The following is a 17920-nucleotide window of genomic DNA, read 5'->3' on the forward strand; positions in this document are numbered from 1 at the left end:
AGCATTGGGGCATCGGCCGGCCGACTTGTCGGTACCCGCTGTCGAGTTCCGGCTTGTTGGGGCCGGTACCCGCCGCTACGCTGTCGATCGATTCCAGCGGATGGGTGGTGCGATGGGCGTGGAGCTGCGGTTGCTCGGCCCGATCGAGGCCGTCGGCCCGGCCGGTCCCGCGGTCCTGAGCAGCGCCCGGCAACGCGCCCTCGTCGGCCTGCTGGCGCTGAACCCCGGCACCCCGGTCCCCGCGCCCCGGCTCGTCCAGGCGCTGTGGGGCCAGGACGCGCCGCGCACCGCCGTCCGGACCCTCCAGAGCCACCTGACCCGGGCCCGCCAGGCCCTCGCCGCCTGCGGGCTCCCGGGCCTGCTGACCAGCGGCCGGGTCGGCTACGCGCTGGCCGCCGGCCCCGAGTCCGTCGACGCCTGCCGGTTCGAGTCCCTGGTCGCCGCCGCCCGGGCCGGGTCCGCCGCCGGCCGGGTCGCCGAGTCCGTGGCCGGCCTGCGCACCGCCCTGGACCTGTGGCGGGGCGGGGCCCTCGCGGACGCCGAGCTGTACGGCTGGGGCGCCGCCGAGGTGGCCCGGCTGCACAACGTCCGGCTGGCCGCGCTCGGCGACCTGTGGGACGGCGAACTCCAGCTGGGCGGCCACGCCGACGCGGTGCCGGCGCTGGAGCGGCTGCTGGTGGCCGATCCGGGGGAGGAGCGGCTCGTCGGGCTGCTGATGCTGGCCCAGTACCGGTCAGGGCGGCATTCCGAGGGGTTGACCTGCTACCAGCGGCTCCGCGAGCACCTGTCCGACACGCTGGGCGTGGACCCGGGCCCCGAGCTGCAACGCCTGCACACCGCGATCCTGCGCCGCGACCCGGCCCTGGAACTGCCCGACGCCCCCGGCCAGGTGCCGGCCCAGCTGCCGTCGCGCCCCGGGCACTTCACCGGCCGGCCCGCCGAACTCGCCGCCCTCGACGAGGCCCTGGCGGCCGGCGGGGACGTCCCCCTCGTGCTGGTGTCCGGGCCGGCGGGCATGGGCAAGACCGCGCTCGTCGTCGAGTGGACCCAGCGGGTCACCGACCGGTTCGCACACGGCCAGATCTTCTGCGACCTGCTCGGGCACGACGAGGCCACGGCGCTCACCGCCGACGAGGTGCTCGGCCACGCTTTGCGCGGGCTCGGGGTGCCCGCCGGCCGGGTGCCGACCGGGCCCGGCGACCAGCTCGGCCTGTACCGGTCCCTGCTGCACGACCGCCGCGTCCTGCTGGTCTGCGACAACGTCGGCTCGGCCGAACAGATCCTGCCGCTGGTGCCGCCGACCGCCGGCAGCCTGCTCGTCGCCACCAGCCGGCACCAGCTGCCCACCCTCGACGTGCACGCCGCCGTCCGCCGGGTCGAACTCGACGCCCTCAGCCCCCGGGAGTCCCTGACCCTGCTCGAACGGGTCCTCGGGCCCGCCCGGATCAGCGCCGAGCCGGAGTCGGCCGGCGAGCTCGTCGAGGCCTGCGACCGGATGCCGCTGGCGCTGCGGATCGCGGCGGCCAAGCTCAACGCCCGCCCCCGGCTCGCCGTCGCGGACCTGGTCGCCGAGCTGGCCACGGAGAACCGGCTCGACGCGCTGTCCGTGCCCGGCGACTCCCGCAGCATCCGCACCGTGTTCGCCAGCGCCTACCACGCCCTGACCCCGGGGGCCGCCGCCGCGTTCCGGCTGCTCGGGCTGCACCCCGGGCCGAACTTCGCCGTCGGGCTGGTCGCGGCCGTCACCGGGTCCCCGGTCGCCGCCGCCCGCCGGGCCACCGAGGAACTCGCGGCGGCGCACCTGGTCACGGAGATCGCCAGCGGCCGGTTCCGCTTCCACGACCTGATCCGGTGGTACGCCCGCGAGTGCGCCCTCGCCGAGGAGCCTCTTCCGGTGCGGGAGCAGAGCGAAGAGCGACTTCTCGACTGGTACCTGGCGGTCGCCGACGCCGCGAACCGCACCCTCACCCCGGGCCGCGACCGGGCCCAGGTCACGGCGCGGCACCCGGTGCCCGGGCCGCCGTTCCCGGCCCGGCACGCCGAGACGCTGTCCTTCCTGGACGGCGAACGCGCCAACCTGTCCGCCGTGTCCCGGCACGCCGTCGAGCGCGGGGAGGACACGGCCGCCTGGCAGCTCGCGTACCTGCTGATGGGCTTCTACTACTCCCGCGGGCACTGGGCCCCGATGCTGGAGATCTGCCGCACCGGGCTCGCGGCGGCCCGCCGGCTGGCCGACCGGGGCACCGAGGGCCTGATGCGCGGCCAGGTCGGGGTCGCCTGCATCCAGCTGCAACGGTTCGACGAGGCCCTCGAAGCGCTCCGGCACGCCCTGCCGCTGATGCGCGCGGCCGGCGACGCCTGGGGCGAGGGCAGCGTCCGCAACAACACGGCCGTGGCCCTCGCCGCGCTCCGCCGGTTCGACGAGGCCGTGGGGGAGTACGAGGCCGCCCTGGCCATGCACACCGCCAACGGCCTGTCCCGCGACGTCGCCTACGCGCTGAACAACCTCGGCGACGCGCACACCCGGATGGGCCAGACGGACGTGGCCCTCGACTACCTCGACCGGGCGCTCGCCCTGGTCCGCACGCTCGGCGACGAGCGCCTCGAAGCGGTGGTCCTGCACGGCACGGGCGCCGCGCACCTGGGCGAGGGCCGCCACCGCCAGGCGATGGACCTGTTCGACCGGGCCCGGGCGATCCAGGACCGGATCGGGGACCGCCGCGCCGAGGTGGACACCCTGCACGACACCGGTCTGGCCCGGCTGGGGCTCGGCGAGCCGGAGGTGGCCTCGGAGCTGTTCGACCAGGCCCGCCGGCTGAGCCGCGCGCTGGCGGACCCGCACCTGGAGGCCGTGGCGATGACCGGGCTGGGGCTGGCGGACTTCCGGGCGGGGGCGGTGGAGGCGGCCGAGGGGTGGTACCTGCGGGCCCTGGCCGTGCGCGGGCGGGTGCCGGCCGTGTTCGAGGAGGCGGAGCTGCACCGGCATCTCGGGGACCTGGCGCGGTTCCGGGGGGATCCGGTCGCGGCCCGGACGCACGGGGAGACGGCGGTGCGGTTGTACGAGAAGGCGAATGCGACGGCCGAGGCGGCGGCGTTGACCGCGGTGCTCGACGGAGGCCGGGGCGGCGAGGGTCAGGTCGCGCCGCCCCCCACCCGTCAGTTGTAGCGGAACGACGTCAGCCAGCGCGTCGTCCCCCCGGTGACGTACGGCGTCACGAACAGCGGCCGGTCCGCGGGCGCGTTGACGGCGTAGTTGACCAGGTCGGTCGGTGTCGCGAAGTCCTTCACCCGGCCGTCGGGCGTGCTCTGCGCCACGGACGCCACGTTGAACGTGCCGTCGGGATTCTGGCTCACGTCGAGCACGGACTGCCCCGAGCACACGTTGTTCAGCGCGGCCCGGCTCACCCCGGCGAACCAGCACCAGCCGTACCCCTCGACGTTCTTCACGACGATCACCACGAACTTGTTCGCGCCGTACGCCTCGATGTTCGTCAGCCGGTACGTGCTCCCCAGGCACGTGCCCACCCCGGCGAAGTCGGTGTCGCACCAGTCCCAGGCCTTGTAGTTGGCCCCGTAGTTGGGGACCATGACGACCGCGTACACGTTGCCGTACCGCACCGCGCTGGTCAGCCGCGCGTTGTTCTGCGCCGCGAACGTGTTCACCTGGGCCTTGGACACGCCGTAGTACCACCACCAGGCACTGGAGTACGACGCCCCGCTGTTGCGCACCATCGTGACCGAGAACCGCAGCGGCGACGTGCTGAGCACCCGCAGGTCGGTCGGCCGGGCGTCGTTCGCGTTCAACAGGCTCGACACCTGCGCGGCGTCCACGTTCAGATAGGTCCACCAGCCGGTCGGGTTCGAGATCTCCCGGTCGTCGACCAGGTTCGCCGTCGGCAGCGAGCCGCCCGGCCAACAGCCGGCCCCCATCGAGTTCGTCACGAACGTGCACTGCGCGGTCGCGACGGCCGGCGTGGCCACCAGCGTCGCCGCCACCCCCAGGCAGACGACGCCCACCAGGACGAGCCGCCGCACGAGCTTCTTGATCACTGTCTTCCCCCAAACTGCCGGACGGTGGGCGGCGATGCGGGTGCCGCCCGGGGTCCAGGATGGGCGGTGGATGTTGTGGCGGCGTTGTGGCGCGGGAATCCGACCGCGCGACGCCGATACCCGACAGTTCCGGGCTCCCTGGGGCGGTTGCCCCGGGAGCCCGGAACGGAGAGCTACGAGTTGTGCCGGAACGAGGTCAGCCAGCGCGTGGTCCCCCCGGTGACGTACGGCGTCACGAACAGCGCCCGGTCCGGCGGCGACAGCTGCGCGTAGTTCACCAGGTCGGTCGGCGTCGCGAAGTCCTTCACCCGGCCGTCCGGCGTGCTCTGCGCCACGGAGGCCACGTTGAACGTGCCGTCCGGGTTCTGGCTCACGTCGAGCACGGACTGCCCGCCGCACACGTTGTTGAGCGCCGCCCGGCTGATCCCGGCGTACCAGCACCAGCCCAGGCCCTCGCTGTTGTTCACGAAGATGACGACGAACTTGTTCGCCCCGTACGTCTCGATGTTCGTCAGCCGGCTGGTGGTCCCCAGGCACGAGCTGATCCCGGCGTAGGTCGTGTCGCACCAGCCCCAGGCCTTGGCGTTCGCCCCGGTGTTGGGCACCATGACGACGGCGTAGGAGTTCCCGTACCGCACGGCGCTGATCAGCCGCGCGTTGTTCGTACCCAGATAGGAGTTGACCTGCGCCATCGACACCCCGTAGTACCACCACCAGCCGCTGGCGTAGCTGCCCGTGTTCTTGACCATCGTCACCGAGAACCGCAGCGGCGACGCGTCGACCACCCGCAGGTCGGTGATCCGCGCCCCGTTGGCGTTGACGAGGTTGCCGACCTGCGTGGCGTCCACGTTCTGATAGGTCCACCACCCGGTCGGCGCGGACGTCATCCGGTCGTCGGCCGAACCCGGGTACGCGTGGGCCGTCCCCGCCATCCCCATCATCAGGGCCACACCGGCGGCGGCCGCGACGAGGAGCCGGGCCATCCGCCGCATCGGAGTAGTCATGTCGAACCTCCACTTGTCGTTGTCGGCGACGTCCCCGTCGCTGCCGACAACTCTCGACACCCCCTGTTGTGCCGCGGTTGTGCGCCGGATGTGCCCAGCCCACAACCCACGACAACCCCTCGACGGGTACCGGAGCGGAGCGGCTTCCCCGGAGTACCCGTCATCGGTGTCCGCCCGGTCCCTGGCCCGCACCCGCCGGTGCGGTGTCTCCGGGCCGGAACCGGTGCGCACCGCCCGTCTCGGACGGTAGGCCGATGCCCGGGCGCTCCTCACGGGTCCACGATGGTGAGCAGCGATCCGTTCCGCGTGCCCCGGCCGCCGGCGGGGATGCCGACGACACAGGAGAACCGTGGCGAAATACGATCCGTTGCGGGACCACCTCGCGGGCTCCCGGGTGGCCGCCGACGAGCTGCTGATGACCTTCGCGGAGATCGAGAAACTGGTCGGTCGGCTGCCGCCGTCCGCGTGGCAGCACCCGGCGTGGTGGGCCAACGACTCGAAGGTCGAGGCCCAGGCGTGGCGGGCGGCCGGTTGGCACGTGCGGTCGGTCGACCAGCGCGCGGGCCGCGTCGTCTTCGCCCGGGGCACCCGTGGCGGTACCTATCGGGAGGCCCGGACCGCGGGCCGGCCCCAGACGCTCAGGTCTCCCGCGACCAGGCTGGTCACGGCCGACCAGGGCGTGTCCGAGGAGGTCACCCAGAATCGCCTCGTCGCCTTTCTCCGGCGCCAGGGTTGGCTGATCGAGCGGACGGCGAACCCCGCGACCCGGGAGCACGGCGTCGACGTCGTGGCCCGTCAGGACGGACGGCGTCTGGCCGTGGAGGTGAAGGGCTACCCGGGCCGGCGCTACGCGGACGCGGCGCGCGCCGACAAGGTCAAAGCGAGCACACCGTCGACCCAGGCCAGGCACTGGTACGCCGAGGTGCTCCTCTCCACGATGCTGAACCGGGCGAAACACCCGGACCACGAACTGGCGATCGCCCTGCCCCACCGGCCCACGTACGTCTCGCTCGTGTCCAGGACCTGGGGGAGTCTCGCCAGCCTGGACGTCGCGGTACTCCTCGTCGCGGACGACGGCGACGTGCTCACCTTCGACCCCTTGCGCGCGGAGGACGCGTAGCACCGGGCCGCCCCGGCACCTCACCGTGCCGGAGCGAGAGCAGACACGCCCAGATCCCGCCTCCGGAGGTCGCGAAGTGAAGCGGCCACCGGCCCCTCTTCGACGAGGAGCGCGTCACGTACGGCCCGACCCGTCGCCCTGCCGCGGGCCCGTGGGGTCAGCGGGCGGCCGGGGCGTAGACCAGGTGCAGGACACCCGACTTGAACGTGGTGGACCGGACGAGGCTCAGCGGCACCTTCGCCCCGTCGGCGAACAACTTCTTCCCGCCCCCGACCACCACGGGGTGCACGAGCAGGTGCAGCTCGTCGACCAGCCCCTTCTCCAGCATCCACCGGACCAGGGTGGCGCTCCCGGTCGTACCCAGATGGGTGTCCTTCTTGAGCTCCGTCAGCTCCGCCTCGACGTCCCCGCCGATCACGCTCGAGTTCTCCCAGCCCGCCTCGGTGAGCGTGTGCGACACGACGTACTTGCGGGCCCCGTTCATCTGGGCCGTGAACGGGTCGGCCGGGTCGGCGTTCGGCCAGAAGGCGGCGAACTCGTCGTACGTCTGCCGGCCGAGGAGCGTCGCGTCGTTCCCGCTCATCAGCGCGCCGACCGCCGCGCCCATCTCGTCGTCGAAGTAGTCGAAGTGCCAGGTCTCCGGGGCCTCGATGACGCCGTCGAGCGAGATGAAGAGTCCGGACTTGATCGATCCCATGGTCGTCTCCTAGGTCTGGTGGGCCCCTGCGGCCCGGCGCCTGTCTCCGGCACCTTCGAACCTAGGTCGAACGGCCGCACCGGGAATCGACAAGCCGCCAAAAAATCTTTGCCGCCCGCCGCCCGCCGCCCGCCGCCCGCCGCCCGCCGCCCCGGGCCCGAGTCCGCGACGCCGGGGCGGCCGGCACGACGTCACGCCGCCTACTTGCCCCACCCACCCCTGTGCACGACGTCCTGGAGACCCCGCCGCCGGGCGGTCAACTCGGGGCTCTGGGGCGGCAGGTCCGTGGCGCGGTAGCCGATCGCGACGGCGCCGATCGGTGTGTACTCCGCCGGCACCCCGAACTCGTCCCGGAACCCCTGAAGGTGCGCTGCCACCGCGGCGCCCACGGGCAGGTCCTCGCCCTCCCCGACCGCCGGGACCAACCAGCAGAGCAGCCCGTCGAGTCCCTCGTCCACCGCCGACAGCAGCATCATCAGCGCGGCCATGCCGGTGTCGATGTACCAGTACGGCACGGGCCAGTTGCCCTCGACGCCGTACCGCCCGGCCTTGTCCGGTTCGCTGTAGCGCTCCAGGTAGGCCTCCTTGCGAGCCAGGGGCACCACCACCAGAGGTGCGTTGCGCAGCTCGGGGGTGTGGTTCACCTGGTTCGGCACGAACGGCCAGAACCGCTCCCTGTCCGCCTCCTCGGTGAGTACCAGGAACGCCCAGCCCTGCGCGAAACCGGCGGACGGCGCCCGCAGCGCGCTGGCCACGATCCGCTCGACGACCGCGGGTTCCAGCGGGCGGTCGTCGAACCGGCGGACCATGCGACGTCGACGGATCAGCTCAATGAACTCCATCGCTGAATTCTTCCAGCCACCGCCCGATCCCGCTGCCCTCGCCGACCAGGGTCGGGCGTCGCCGTGGGTAGGATCCCCCGGCGAGGATGGGGGTTGGATGTCCGAAGTGGTGAACCTGACCGCGGTCGACGCCGCGGGTGCGCTCTGTCCGGTCGTGCTGCGCCTGGGTGAGCCGTCCGTCGCGCGCGTCGAGTGGGTGGACCAAGGGGTCGTGTTCGGAACGGTCGACGACGACTACCTGAGCTGCCTGGTCGCGCTCCGGGAGGTACTGGAAGCGCGGGGGCTGTTGCTGTGTTGTCAGGGCGCGCGGCCGGACGTGTGGCCGTCGGGGATGCTGCGCCAGTTCGAGAACGGTCGACGGGCCTATGTTCTCGATCCCGAGCGACGCGGCGAGGAGTTGGAGATGGTGGACATCTTCGCGCCGGCTCCGGCGGAGTTCGTGGTGGGTGTGCTGGCCCAGGGCAAGGCCGTGTTCGCGTTCCACGGCCTGCCCTGGCCCGGGGAGTGATGCCCCGCTACTCGAGCGGCAGGCCCGCCTCGGCCCAGTCCTCGATGCCCTCCCGGTACTTGCGGACGTTGGTGTAGCCGAGCGCCGTCAGCCGGTCGGCGACCTGGCCGCTGTTCGGGCAGGACGGGTTGGAGCAGTAGGTGACGATCGCGGCGTCGAGGTCGGGGAGCAGGTCGGCGGCGCGGGTCGCCACGTCGCCGGGGGCGAGCGGCAGCGCGCCGGGCAGGTGGCGTCGCGCGTGGTACTCGGCGCCGAGCGCGTCGAGCACCGTGACCGTGCGGGCCTCGATGGCGGCGGCGAGGTCGTGGCGGGTGATCAGGGTGGTCATGGTGAACCTCCGACAGATATGGACTACAGTCCGGTTATGGCCTCCGACGTTAACGGACCGCAGTCCGGTTATCAAGAGCTGCTCCAGTTGCGCACGTCACCCCCGACCGAACGCGCCGACGCCGCCCGCAACCGCGCCACGGTCCTCGACGCGGCCGCCCGCCTCTTCGCCGAACACGGGGCCGACAACGTCTCGATGGACGCCGTGGCGGCGGCGGCCGGGGTCGGCAAGGGCACCCTGTTCCGCCGGTTCGGGGACCGGGCCGGGCTCGCCGCCGCCCTCCTCGACGCGCGCGAACGCGAGCTCCAGCAGCAGATCCTCAGCGGACCGGCGCCGCTCGGGCCGGACGGCGCACCCGGCGAGCGGCTCGTGGCGTTCGTGGCCGCGTACCTCGACTACCTGCTCGGGCACCTCGACCTGGTCCGGATGTCGGAGACGGCCGCGCCCGGGGCCCGGTACCGGATCGGGGCCTACCGGTTCTGGCACCGGCACGTCGCGCTGCTGCTGACCGGTGCCGCCGAGGATCCGGAGTACGCGGCGCACGCGCTGCTGGCGGGCCTCGGCGCGGAACACGTGACGGCGGTGCTGCCGGTGCTCGGGGAGGACCGGCTGCGCGCCGGGGTGCTCGCGGAGGCGGCCCGCGCCCGCCGTTGACCCTCGGCGGTGGTGCCGGCCTCCCCGTGGGCGTCGGCCGTCCCCGCGACGCACGGTGGCCCGCCCCGGAACCCCGGGACGGGCCACCACGGAGGGGAAACTAGAAGGTCAACGACCAGGAGTTGATGTACCCGGTGTCGGCGTTCGCGACATCCTTGACCCGCAACTTCCAGGTACCGCTGGCCGCCTCGGAGGACGCGTTCACGGTGTACGTCTTCTTCACGTTGGCCACACTGTCGTTGTTGGCGAAGTCCTCCAACAGGTAGACGGTGCCGTCCGGCGCCACCAGCGAGACCACCAGGTCACCCCGGTAGCTGTGCACGATGTCCACGGCCACCTTCAGGGTCGACGGCGCGTTGCCCGCCCGGTTCACCGCGAGCGGCGAGTCCGACGTCTGGAGGTCCTTGATCGCGACGTCGTTGGCGTTGGTGTAGACGTTCCCGCTCGGCGAGCCGGTCGGCGACGCGGTCGGGGTCGGCGTGGGCGTGGTGCCGCCGATGCCGGCCAGCTGCCACGCGGCGTACGCGGCGACGTCGGCGATGTTGTCGAGCACCGAGTCGTTGAGGTTCGACAGCGTGTCGCACGACTGGTGGTAGCACGGGTCGTAGGCGGCGCCCGCCGTGCCGCCCCACTTCGCGGCCTGCGCGGCGCTCTTCGAGGGGTCGAGGCTCAGCGACGCGATGCCCCCGCTCGGGATGGACGCGCTGATGAACGCGGCGTGGTCCGAACGGCTGTTCAGGTTCGCGTCGTCGGGGTCGATGTTCTTCGCGGTGAAGCCCGACTCGATCGTGGACTTGATCGTCGCGCCCCGGGTCGGGTCCTCGCTGTAGACGAAGTACCCGCCGTTGGGGGAGCCGACCATGTCGAAGTTCAGGTACGACTTGATCTTCGTACGCTCGGCGGTCGGCAGGTTCGCCACGTAGTACTTGGAGCCGATCAGCCCCAGCTCCTCCGCGCCCCACCACCCGAACCGCATCGACTTGGCCCCGGCGTCGCCACTGGCGGCGTACCGCAGCGCGATCTCCAGGATCGTCGCCGAGCCGGAGCCGTTGTCGTTGATGCCCGCGCCGCTGGTGACGGAGTCGAGGTGCGCGCCGAGCATGACGACCTGGTTGGCGTCCCCGCGACCCGGGAGGTTCGCGATCAGGTTGTACCCGGTCTTGCCGTTGTGCGTGAAGCTCTGCGTCGACGTCGTGAACCCGGCCGCGTCCAGCTTGCCCTTCACGTAGTCGATGGAGGCCTGGTAGCCGGTGGTGCCGTGCGCGCGGTTACCACCGTTCGCGGCCGCCACATCGGAGAGTTTCTGCAGGTGGGTCTTGATGTTGGCGACGCTGACGTCCGGCGCCGCGGCGGCGGTGGCCGACGTCGGCGTGGGGGTCGCCATGGTGGGTTGCGCCGAGGCGAGCACTGCTACGGCCACCGCGGCACCGACGCCGACGGCGATCGCGGCGCGGGTCCTGTGGGTGACACGTTGTGGAACGAGGGGTGTCATGAGCATCTCCGGAAGGTTGACTACCGCTGTAGCGGTATGCCGGAGTATGGACATCAATGGATGAGGGGGAACTCAAGGGGGCAATAAGCCCTCCTTAAATAACGCGACCTGTTAACGCGACCCAACCAGAACCAACGCGCAGAGGGGTACGGCCGGGCCCGGCCGGACACCAGCCGCACGGGCGCGACCGGCGTGGGCGCGCGGACAGGTGCCGGGGTGCCTTGGGTGTCCGGGTGTCCGGGTGTCCGGGGCTCCGGCGGGCCGCGACGCTACGTGGCCGCGCCGAGGAGGAGGAACGCGGCGAACCCCAGGGCCGCCAGCGGCAGCGCGCAGGCCAGCGCGAGCAGCCGTCCCCGGGCGCTGCGGCCGGCCAGCCAGACGATCAGCGCCGCCAGGGCCACGTCGATGGCGACGTTCCAGGCCACCGCGCGGGAGTAGTCCGGGTCACCGAGCCGCAGGGCGAACCGGGCGGCCTCCTCCAGGAACGCCGCGGCTGGCAGCGCCGGACCGACCACCGCCGGCCAGCCCGCGCCGCGCGCCCACACCCCGGCCCCGCCGAACACGACACCGGCCAGCACGCCCATCAGCATCCAGACCAGCGACGTCGGCGCCCACAGCACCGACACGTCGTCCCCGTTGACCAGCGTCGCCGTCACGTAGTAGGCGGGCACCGCGAGAACCAGCAGGACACTGGCCCCGATCGCGGCCCGCGACCAGCCGGACCGCACCCACCAGCCGAAAAAGAACGCCGCCGCCGCCCAGGTCGCCGTCGAGTTCCCCAGCTCGGCCAGCGGGAAGGGCACGAACCGGATCCACAGGAAGTCCACGGCACCCAGCACGAGCCCACCGACCGCGCCGGCCAGCAGCACCCAACGGTTCGCAGGTCGCATGGCAGACGAGCCTAGCCCGTCAACGATCTTGACTCGGAGTCAGGCCGGGAACGGCCCGGACACCGGAAAGGTCATCCGCAGCCGTGACCTGGACTCCGAGGAGTGGGGCGGAGCCGCGGTGCGGGGCCGCGCGATGGTCTGTGCGCGTCGCTACGCGGAGGTCCTCAGGGGTTCGAGGGCGGCCAGGATGAGATCGAGGCCGAAGAGGAACTCCTCCGCCGGGTCGTAGCCGGCGGCGACGAGCGCCGCGGCGGACTCGTTGAGGTAGGGGAACTCGTCCGGAGGAAGCTGGGGCAGGAAGACGTCCTCGGCCATGTCCGCGAACTCGTCGGCGGTGTCGAACGGCAGGCTCGTCTCCTGCAGGGCGAACCCGTAGAGGTAGACGTCGAGCAACCAGTTGGCGTGCGTCGCCATCAGGACCGAGAAGCCAGCCCTCCGCAGGCAGGCGGTGACCGCTTCGCGGTGGCGGAGGTGCGCGGGCCCCGGCGAGGTCCGCGACTCCATCAGGCCGATCGCCCACGGGTGGCGGGCGAGAACCTGTCGGGCGGATGCCGTCCGCCGTCGCATCGCCGACTGCCAGTCGGTCCCCTCGGGCGGGAGCTCGATCTCTGCGAACACGACGTCGATCATGGCGTCGAGCAACTCCTCCTTGTTCGCCACGTAGTGGTAGAGCGACATCGCGCCCGCGTCGAGCGCGCCCGCCAGCCGTCGCATGCTCAGCCCGGTGACCCCCTCGCGGTCGGCGAGCCGGATCGCCTCGACCACCAGCCGCTCCTTGCTCAGTCCCGCGTCTGACGCGACCTGGCGTTGCTTCCTCGCAGACACGGGTCTCCTCGCTCCCTCGAACGGCTTGACGATCGTACAGCGTACGGTCATAGTACGGTGTACGACGTACGGTGTACGAACAAGCGAGGGTCGTAGCTCGGACGTGAGGAGGACTCTGTGGGAACCGAACAGCGGTCGAATACGGGAGCACGCCCGGTGCCGGGGGCCGGTCCGGCCGGGGCTGCGACGATGCGGGCCGCCGTCCAGCACCGCTACGGCCCGCCCTCGGTGCTCGAGTCGCGCGAGGTCGGGCTACCGGTGCCCGGTCGAGGCGAGGTGCTCGTCCGGGTGGGCGCGGCCTCGGTACATCCCGGCGACTACTTCGTCCTGACCGGTGAGCCGTACGTGGTGCGCCTGGTGTTCGGGCTCCGCCGGCCGCGCCACGGCATCCCCGGCAGGGACCTCGCCGGCGTGGTGGCGGCGGTCGGAAAGGATGTCACCGCGCTCCGCCCCGGCGACGAGGTGTTCGGCTGGAGCACCACGGGAACGCTCGCGGAGTACGCCCGCGTCCCGGCGGACAACCTCGTGCCCGTGCCCGCCAACCTGTCGGTCGCCGACGCGGCAACGGTCCCCACGTCGGCCATGACGGCGTTGCAGGCCCTGCGCACGATCGCGAACGTGGGACCGGGCCAGACGGTGCTGATCACGGGCGCGTCGGGCGGCGTGGGCTCCTTCGCCGTACAGATCGCCAAGGCGTTCGGCGCCGAGGTGACGGGCGTGTGCGGCACCCGCAACGTCGACCTGGTCCGTTCGCTCGGTGCCGACCACGTCGTCGACTACACGAGGACCGACTTCACCAGCGCCGGGAAGCGCTACGACGTCATCCTCGACAACGTGGAGGCCCAGCCCCTGGCGGCCGTCCGCCGGGCGCTGACCCCCACCGGCACGCTCATCCCCAACAGCGGACGCGGCGGCCGCTGGCTCGGCCCCATCGGCCGGGTCGTCAGGGCGCGCGTGCTGTCCGGGTTCACCCGTCAGCGCCTGAGGCCCTTCACGTCGACCGGGAAGCGCCAGGACCTGCTCACCCTGGCCGACCTGCTCGCGACCGGGCAGGTCACGCCCGTCATCGACCGCACCTACCCCCTCGACGAAGCAGCCGACGCCCTCCGCTACATCGCGGCCGGCCACACCCGGGGAAAGGTCGTGATCACCGTCTGACGACCCGCGGCCCCCGTCGCGGCCCCGGGGCGGCCCCGGGCTGACCCGACCCGTGCGGGTACACGCCCAGCCCTGCCGCCAGTTCGGGGGGCGAACCGCGCCCCCTCGAAAGAGGAACCGACGACCGTCCCCGAGCCTGCTCGACAACCCGCCGGTCGTCCGACCGCAACGAAGGAGCAAGAGATGAGTTCACCGAAGGACACCGCCACCACGCCAGCCCGAGGTCGGTCCGTCCGGGGCCGGTTCGTCGGTGCCGCGGCGATCGCGTTCGCGGTGTTGGTGCTGATCGAGAACGTCCTGTTCGCGGCGACGGGCGCGCCGGGCTACGACTCTCCGATCGGGGACGTGCTCGCCTACTACGCGGCCAACCGCGACGCGGTCACGATCGTGTCCGGCCTGGTGGCGCTGTACCTGCCGCTGCTGCTCGTGTTCGGGACGGGCCTGCACGGCCTCGTGGAGCGGCGCGGCGGAGCGGGCGCCGACTGGTCGCGCCTCGCGGTGGCGGCCGGCGCGACGCTGTCGGCAGTCTTCGTACTCGTCAACGTCCTGCAGATCGGGCTCGTGCTCGCCGCCGGCGGGCTCGCCGAGCCGACACCCGCGTTCGGGCTCGTCTGGCAGATGCACGCGGCGGCGTTCGCGCTGGTACTGCCGATGCTCGGCACCACCTGCCTCGGCTCGGTCCTCGCCGCGCACGCGAGCGGGCTGACCCCGGCGTGGCAGCGCGTGCTGGGCCTGGTGGGCGGGATCCTGCTGCTCGCCGCGGGGCTGGGCAACCTTGCGATCGCCGACGGCTCGCCGCTGATCTTCGTCGGGCTGCTGGGGTTCGTCGCCTGGCTCGTCTGGCTGCTCACGACCGGCGTGCGCCTCATCCGGTCGTAGCCGAGTTGGGGGCGGCGCCAAGATGCGGTTGACTGCGGACCGCGTCCGGCCGGGTGCGTTGCTACCTCGCTGCTGTACTCCAGCTACCGGTAGCAGCGCATCTCCTCGCTGCCGCTGCGCGTGAGAGTGGACCCGTCTGGCCGCTGGACGTAGAGCTGGTTGTCGCGAACACCCCAGGTGTCGCCGGCCCTGATCAGTACTGCCTGCTGGAGCGCGAGGCTCAATCGGCAGTTTCCGTCGGACTCGATGTCGGACACGAGGACCGCGCGGTCGGCCGTGACGGGATCGAGGTTCATCCACAGAGGGTACCTCCGGTGGGGGGCCTTCCCCAGCACGGCGGCCGCAGACCGTCCGGGCCGCCCCGACCGCCGCCTACATCTGGCGCGCCCCGCGTGGGCGCTGGCCCCGCCGCCCGCCGGTCGTCCCCGTGGCCCGGTCCGGGCCGCTACGCCACCGCACTGCCGATCGGCAGCATTCTCGGTGTCGACAGAGCGGCGTGTGGCGCGGCCGACCCCGAACACGGACGGCCAAGGGCGCCTCGAACGGTGCTGGGGGGAGCCGGGCCGCGGCTGTCCCCACCTGTGGCACACGGGGGCAGCGGAAAGGCCGTCTCCGACGAGCGGAAACGGCCTCCGATGTGCGGTGGGCGTAGCAGGGTTTGAACCTGCGACCCCTTCGGTGTGAACGACAGACCGGCGCTAGCTGATCTCCCGTAACGTGCAGCGGGGCCTATGGGCGTAGTCCGCAGATGTCCGTGGGTGTCGGTGGTTGTACGGCCCGATCGGCACTCAGTTGGATACTCACCTCGTGCACGCGAGGACCGTAGCGCCTGTCGCGACAGGACAAGCACGGGGTCGGGGTGTTGGAGAGGGACAGAAATTGTCGGCCGGTCGGCCTACGCTCGTCTGCGTGACGTTTGCCGATGTGACTGCGCCCGACGTGTTGGAAGCCATCTCCGAGTTCGATCGGCTCGGGCGGGCAGAGTTCCTCGCCTCGACTGGGTTCGGGACGGCCCGGGAGTACTTCATCGTCCATGGTGGCGAGCGGTATGACTCCAAAGCCATCGTCGGCTACGCGCACCAGGTTGCGCACGGTGTCCCACTGGGCCCGAAGGACTTCTCTGGCGGAGACAAGACCGTCGCGAAGCTGCTGCGCGACCTCGGTTGGCGGCAGCTCGGAGACACCGACCCGCGGGTCGTAACGCTGCCTGCGCTGTTGCAGTCACCGGTGTTCCACCCGATCGACGGGCGCAGCGAGAAGTTCCGCAACCCAGCTGGAGTTGCCCGCAAGACCGCGGACATCGCCACCCGCCACCCCGAGTACCCCGGTAAGGCGACCAACGGCAACCGACTCGACAAAGTGATCCTGGACGAGTTTCGGGACCACCCGGAGGAGATGCGAGCACACGCCGCCGCGGTCCGAATCCTTCTGAAGTCTGGCGAAGCCGCGGAGCTGCCACCCATCACCGACCCGGACCTGGAAGACCACTCCGCGGAGGAAGGCCGGCTACTCCTGCGTCAGCATCTGCGCCGCGAGCGAGACCCTAAGCTCAAGCGCTCAAAGATCGCCGATGCCAAGCGCCGCGGACAGGCCATCACCTGCGAGGTGTGCGACTTCGACTTCCACCGCACCTACGGTGTCCACGGCAAGGACTACATCGAGTGCCACCACCGCACGCCGCTGTTCGTCACAGGGCAGACCACCGCCAGACTCGCCGACCTAGCCCTAATCTGCTCTAACTGCCACCGCATGATCCACCGCCGGGCTAACGCATGGCTGACGATAGAGCAGCTATCGGAGCTTGTTTCCCAACACCGACTGGGCAACTGATAGAACTAGTAGCATACGCGCTCAGGCTAGATTGAGTCATAGGTCGCATCTGTAGATTTTCTGATCAAGTGGACAAGGTGGATAGATGTCTGAAGGGGATTCGCTAGGTTCAGACAAGGTGAAGCACCTTGAGTTTATTCAGGCTATTGTCGCGCGCCTGGGGAATAGCTCTTTTTTGATCAAGGGATGGGCTCTGACCGTCTCGGCCGCCTTCTTTGCAGTACTGGCCTCGAGGTTGAGTTGGAAGATTGCTGCCACTGGCTTCATTCCTCTGGTGGCGTTTTGGCTGCTGGATGCGTACTACTTGCGCCAAGAACGACTCTTCAGGTTGCTCTACAATGACGTTTGCGTGCCTGACGGTGGAGTAAAGCCATTTTCAATGGACATTGGCCCATACCTAAAGCGGGTCCGTGCCCACAAGGTAATTTTCTCTCTCACCTTAAGATATTTCTACGGGGCGCTCGTTTTGGTTAACCTTGCATTTCTTGCTGGGGCAATTCTTCATGCAGTTTACTAAGCGCCTCCCGAATTCCTTCAGCCAAATCAGATCTTAGCTCTTCACCCAATGGCCGATCTGGGGGCCAAATGCGACCGAGTCGATCGTTGTCCCACCTGGGGACGACATGCAGGTGCAGGTGAAATATGGACTGGGTTGCAGCTTCACCTGCGGAGCTAATTAGGTTCATGCCGTCGGGTGTAAGGAACTTCTGGATCCCTTTGCCAACCCGAATAACAGCCTCAAGGAGGGGGCCTGCAAGCCTAGGGTCCAGTTGCCAGAGATCGGAAACGTGCCTCTTGGGAATGACAAGTGTGTGGCCTAAGGTTGCTGGATTGAGTGGCAAAAACGCCATGATCTTGGGAGTGTCGAGCACAATGTCGGCTTTTTCTACCCTGGAGACTATCCTGCAAAATTCGCAGTCACTGATTGCCGTTTTGTTGAGCGCGGTCATGAAGCCTCCTGAGTGATCATGGTTCGATTTCAATCTAGGATATGCGTGCGAGTAGCCCTTCAACCCTAACATGGAAGATCGCGAATGTGGAAGATCAATATCGGGTGTCGATTGTGATCTAGGGATTCAAGGTCTAGAGTGATGGCCTCTTGGTGTTAAGTTAGGGTGGTGACATGGCTCGCAAAGCCTTCTACAGCTTTCACTACGTGCCCGACAATTGGCGTGCCGCAAAAGTTCGTAACTCGCACGTGCTCGAGGGAAATGCTCCCGTATCTGACAATGATTGGGAGTCCGTAAAAAAGGCGGGCGATTCGGCCATCAAGTCCTGGATTGATGGCCAGCTCGCAGGGAAGTCGTGTGTGATTGTGCTCGTCGGGAGTCAAACCGCGGGCAGGAAGTGGATCAACTACGAGATCGAGCAGGGTTGGGCGCTGGGCAAAGGGGTCGTTGGCGTAAATATCCACAACCTGCTAGACAAGGAGTTGAAGCAGTCTTCGAAAGGTGCGAACCCTTTCGGGGGCCTCAGAGTCGGAGGCCAAGCGCTCTCCAGCGTGCTCAAGGTTTACGACCCTCCTTTCGTGACGAGCTCATTTGTCTATGACCACATCAAGACCAACCTCGCGGGCTGGGTTGAAGAAGCGATCTCCATCCGGGCCGCGCACTAGCTACGGTCTGCTGGTCGTGGCCCCCAAA

19 protein-coding genes are annotated in these 17920 nt (G+C 70.1%); 9 read left to right on the forward strand and 10 right to left on the reverse strand.

The features are described from left to right. The first annotated feature begins 100 nt into the window (after positions 1-100). Complete coding sequence (locus PT931_RS30080) at positions 101-3166, forward strand: BTAD domain-containing putative transcriptional regulator (protein WP_456249094.1); 3066 nt, start codon at positions 101-103, stop codon at positions 3164-3166. Here PT931_RS30080 and PT931_RS30085 read toward each other — a convergent pair. Next, positions 3157-4050 (reverse strand): hypothetical protein, encoded by an 894-nt coding sequence (locus PT931_RS30085; RefSeq protein ID WP_456249095.1) that lies wholly within the window; start codon positions 4048-4050, stop codon positions 3157-3159. The genes PT931_RS30080 and PT931_RS30085 overlap by 10 nt on opposite strands. A 173-nt stretch (positions 4051-4223) precedes the next feature. Beyond that, the gene (locus PT931_RS30090; RefSeq protein ID WP_456249096.1) at positions 4224-5054 is read right to left on the reverse strand and encodes a hypothetical protein; all 831 of its coding nucleotides are present in this window, start codon (positions 5052-5054) and stop codon (positions 4224-4226) included. 349 nt (positions 5055-5403) lie between these two features. Between PT931_RS30090 and PT931_RS30095 the strand changes: the two genes are divergently transcribed. Continuing rightward, a complete protein-coding gene (locus PT931_RS30095) occupies positions 5404-6174 on the forward strand; it encodes a DUF7662 domain-containing protein (protein ID WP_456249097.1) in 771 nt (256 codons plus the stop codon). A 157-nt stretch (positions 6175-6331) separates the two neighbouring features. Here PT931_RS30095 and PT931_RS30100 read toward each other — a convergent pair whose 3' ends face one another. Beyond that, positions 6332-6871, reverse strand: a complete 540-nt coding sequence (locus tag PT931_RS30100) for a dihydrofolate reductase family protein (RefSeq protein WP_456249098.1) — start codon at positions 6869-6871, stop codon at positions 6332-6334. A 200-nt stretch (positions 6872-7071) separates the two neighbouring features. After that, positions 7072-7713, reverse strand: a complete 642-nt coding sequence (locus tag PT931_RS30105) for a nitroreductase family protein (protein ID WP_456249099.1) — start codon at positions 7711-7713, stop codon at positions 7072-7074. Between the two features lie 97 nt (positions 7714-7810). On the opposite strand from PT931_RS30105, the gene PT931_RS30110 reads away from it, so the two are divergent. Then, a complete protein-coding gene (locus tag PT931_RS30110; protein ID WP_456249100.1) occupies positions 7811-8221 on the forward strand; it encodes a hypothetical protein in 411 nt (136 codons plus the stop codon). 7 nt (positions 8222-8228) lie between these two features. On the opposite strand, the gene PT931_RS30115 is transcribed toward PT931_RS30110, so the two are convergent. Continuing rightward, complete coding sequence (locus PT931_RS30115; protein WP_456249101.1) at positions 8229-8549, reverse strand: rhodanese-like domain-containing protein; 321 nt, start codon at positions 8547-8549, stop codon at positions 8229-8231. A gap of 36 nt (positions 8550-8585) precedes the next feature. On the opposite strand from PT931_RS30115, the gene PT931_RS30120 reads away from it, so the two are divergent. Next, positions 8586-9203, forward strand: coding sequence for a TetR/AcrR family transcriptional regulator (locus PT931_RS30120; protein WP_456249102.1), 618 nt, complete (start codon positions 8586-8588; stop codon positions 9201-9203). A gap of 100 nt (positions 9204-9303) precedes the next feature. Here PT931_RS30120 and PT931_RS30125 read toward each other — a convergent pair whose 3' ends face one another. From PT931_RS30125 to PT931_RS30135, 3 genes are all read right to left on the reverse strand, one after another. Continuing rightward, positions 9304-10623 (reverse strand): M28 family peptidase, encoded by a 1320-nt coding sequence (locus PT931_RS30125; protein WP_456249103.1) that lies wholly within the window; start codon positions 10621-10623, stop codon positions 9304-9306. 341 nt (positions 10624-10964) lie between these two features. Then, complete coding sequence (locus PT931_RS30130) at positions 10965-11585, reverse strand: DUF6518 family protein (protein ID WP_456249104.1); 621 nt, start codon at positions 11583-11585, stop codon at positions 10965-10967. Between the two features lie 150 nt (positions 11586-11735). Then, a complete protein-coding gene (locus tag PT931_RS30135) occupies positions 11736-12410 on the reverse strand; it encodes a TetR/AcrR family transcriptional regulator (protein ID WP_456249105.1) in 675 nt (224 codons plus the stop codon). A 189-nt stretch (positions 12411-12599) separates the two neighbouring features. Here PT931_RS30135 and PT931_RS30140 point away from each other — a divergent pair, with 189 nt between their 5' ends. Continuing rightward, the gene (locus PT931_RS30140; RefSeq protein ID WP_456249106.1) at positions 12600-13568 is read left to right on the forward strand and encodes an NAD(P)-dependent alcohol dehydrogenase; all 969 of its coding nucleotides are present in this window, start codon (positions 12600-12602) and stop codon (positions 13566-13568) included. Between the two features lie 183 nt (positions 13569-13751). Further along, positions 13752-14447 (forward strand): hypothetical protein, encoded by a 696-nt coding sequence (locus tag PT931_RS30145; protein WP_456249107.1) that lies wholly within the window; start codon positions 13752-13754, stop codon positions 14445-14447. An 83-nt stretch (positions 14448-14530) separates the two neighbouring features. On the opposite strand, the gene PT931_RS30150 is transcribed toward PT931_RS30145, so the two are convergent. Continuing rightward, complete coding sequence (locus PT931_RS30150) at positions 14531-14743, reverse strand: hypothetical protein (RefSeq protein ID WP_456249108.1); 213 nt, start codon at positions 14741-14743, stop codon at positions 14531-14533. Positions 14744-15356: 613 nt separating this feature from the next. Between PT931_RS30150 and PT931_RS30155 the strand changes: the two genes are divergently transcribed. After that, positions 15357-16277, forward strand: a complete 921-nt coding sequence (locus PT931_RS30155; protein ID WP_456249109.1) for an HNH endonuclease — start codon at positions 15357-15359, stop codon at positions 16275-16277. 85 nt (positions 16278-16362) lie between these two features. Beyond that, positions 16363-16794: a hypothetical protein gene (locus PT931_RS30160; RefSeq protein WP_456249110.1), complete on the forward strand. Its 432-nt coding sequence runs from the start codon at positions 16363-16365 to the stop codon at positions 16792-16794. Here PT931_RS30160 and PT931_RS30165 read toward each other — a convergent pair. Beyond that, on the reverse strand, positions 16748-17227 hold the full coding sequence (locus PT931_RS30165) for an HIT family protein (RefSeq protein WP_456249111.1): 480 nt from the start codon (positions 17225-17227) through the stop codon (positions 16748-16750). The genes PT931_RS30160 and PT931_RS30165 overlap by 47 nt on opposite strands. Before the next feature lie 173 nt (positions 17228-17400). Here PT931_RS30165 and PT931_RS30170 point away from each other — a divergent pair, with 173 nt between their 5' ends. Next, positions 17401-17892, forward strand: coding sequence for a TIR domain-containing protein (locus tag PT931_RS30170; RefSeq protein WP_456249112.1), 492 nt, complete (start codon positions 17401-17403; stop codon positions 17890-17892). Positions 17893-17920: the final 28 nt, after the last annotated feature.

The organism is Longispora urticae, assembly GCF_053902585.1.

Bases quoted from the DNA above. Each gene is read 5' to 3' on its own strand.
- PT931_RS30080 (WP_456249094.1), top strand. From the start codon at position 101: ATGGGTGGTGCGATGGGCGTGGAGCTGCGGTTGCTCGGCCCGATCGAG.
- PT931_RS30105 (WP_456249099.1), bottom strand. From the start codon at position 7,713: ATGGAGTTCATTGAGCTGATCCGTCGACGTCGCATGGTCCGCCGGTTC.
- PT931_RS30140 (WP_456249106.1), top strand. From the start codon at position 12,600: ATGCGGGCCGCCGTCCAGCACCGCTACGGCCCGCCCTCGGTGCTCGAG.
- PT931_RS30110 (WP_456249100.1), top strand. From the start codon at position 7,811: ATGTCCGAAGTGGTGAACCTGACCGCGGTCGACGCCGCGGGTGCGCTC.
- PT931_RS30115 (WP_456249101.1), bottom strand. From the start codon at position 8,549: ATGACCACCCTGATCACCCGCCACGACCTCGCCGCCGCCATCGAGGCC.
- PT931_RS30100 (WP_456249098.1), bottom strand. From the start codon at position 6,871: ATGGGATCGATCAAGTCCGGACTCTTCATCTCGCTCGACGGCGTCATC.
- PT931_RS30120 (WP_456249102.1), top strand. From the start codon at position 8,586: ATGGCCTCCGACGTTAACGGACCGCAGTCCGGTTATCAAGAGCTGCTC.
- PT931_RS30090 (WP_456249096.1), bottom strand. From the start codon at position 5,054: ATGACTACTCCGATGCGGCGGATGGCCCGGCTCCTCGTCGCGGCCGCC.
- PT931_RS30160 (WP_456249110.1), top strand. From the start codon at position 16,363: ATGTCTGAAGGGGATTCGCTAGGTTCAGACAAGGTGAAGCACCTTGAG.
- PT931_RS30170 (WP_456249112.1), top strand. From the start codon at position 17,401: ATGGCTCGCAAAGCCTTCTACAGCTTTCACTACGTGCCCGACAATTGG.
- PT931_RS30165 (WP_456249111.1), bottom strand. From the start codon at position 17,227: ATGACCGCGCTCAACAAAACGGCAATCAGTGACTGCGAATTTTGCAGG.
- PT931_RS30145 (WP_456249107.1), top strand. From the start codon at position 13,752: ATGAGTTCACCGAAGGACACCGCCACCACGCCAGCCCGAGGTCGGTCC.
- PT931_RS30130 (WP_456249104.1), bottom strand. From the start codon at position 11,585: ATGCGACCTGCGAACCGTTGGGTGCTGCTGGCCGGCGCGGTCGGTGGG.
- PT931_RS30150 (WP_456249108.1), bottom strand. From the start codon at position 14,743: ATGAACCTCGATCCCGTCACGGCCGACCGCGCGGTCCTCGTGTCCGAC.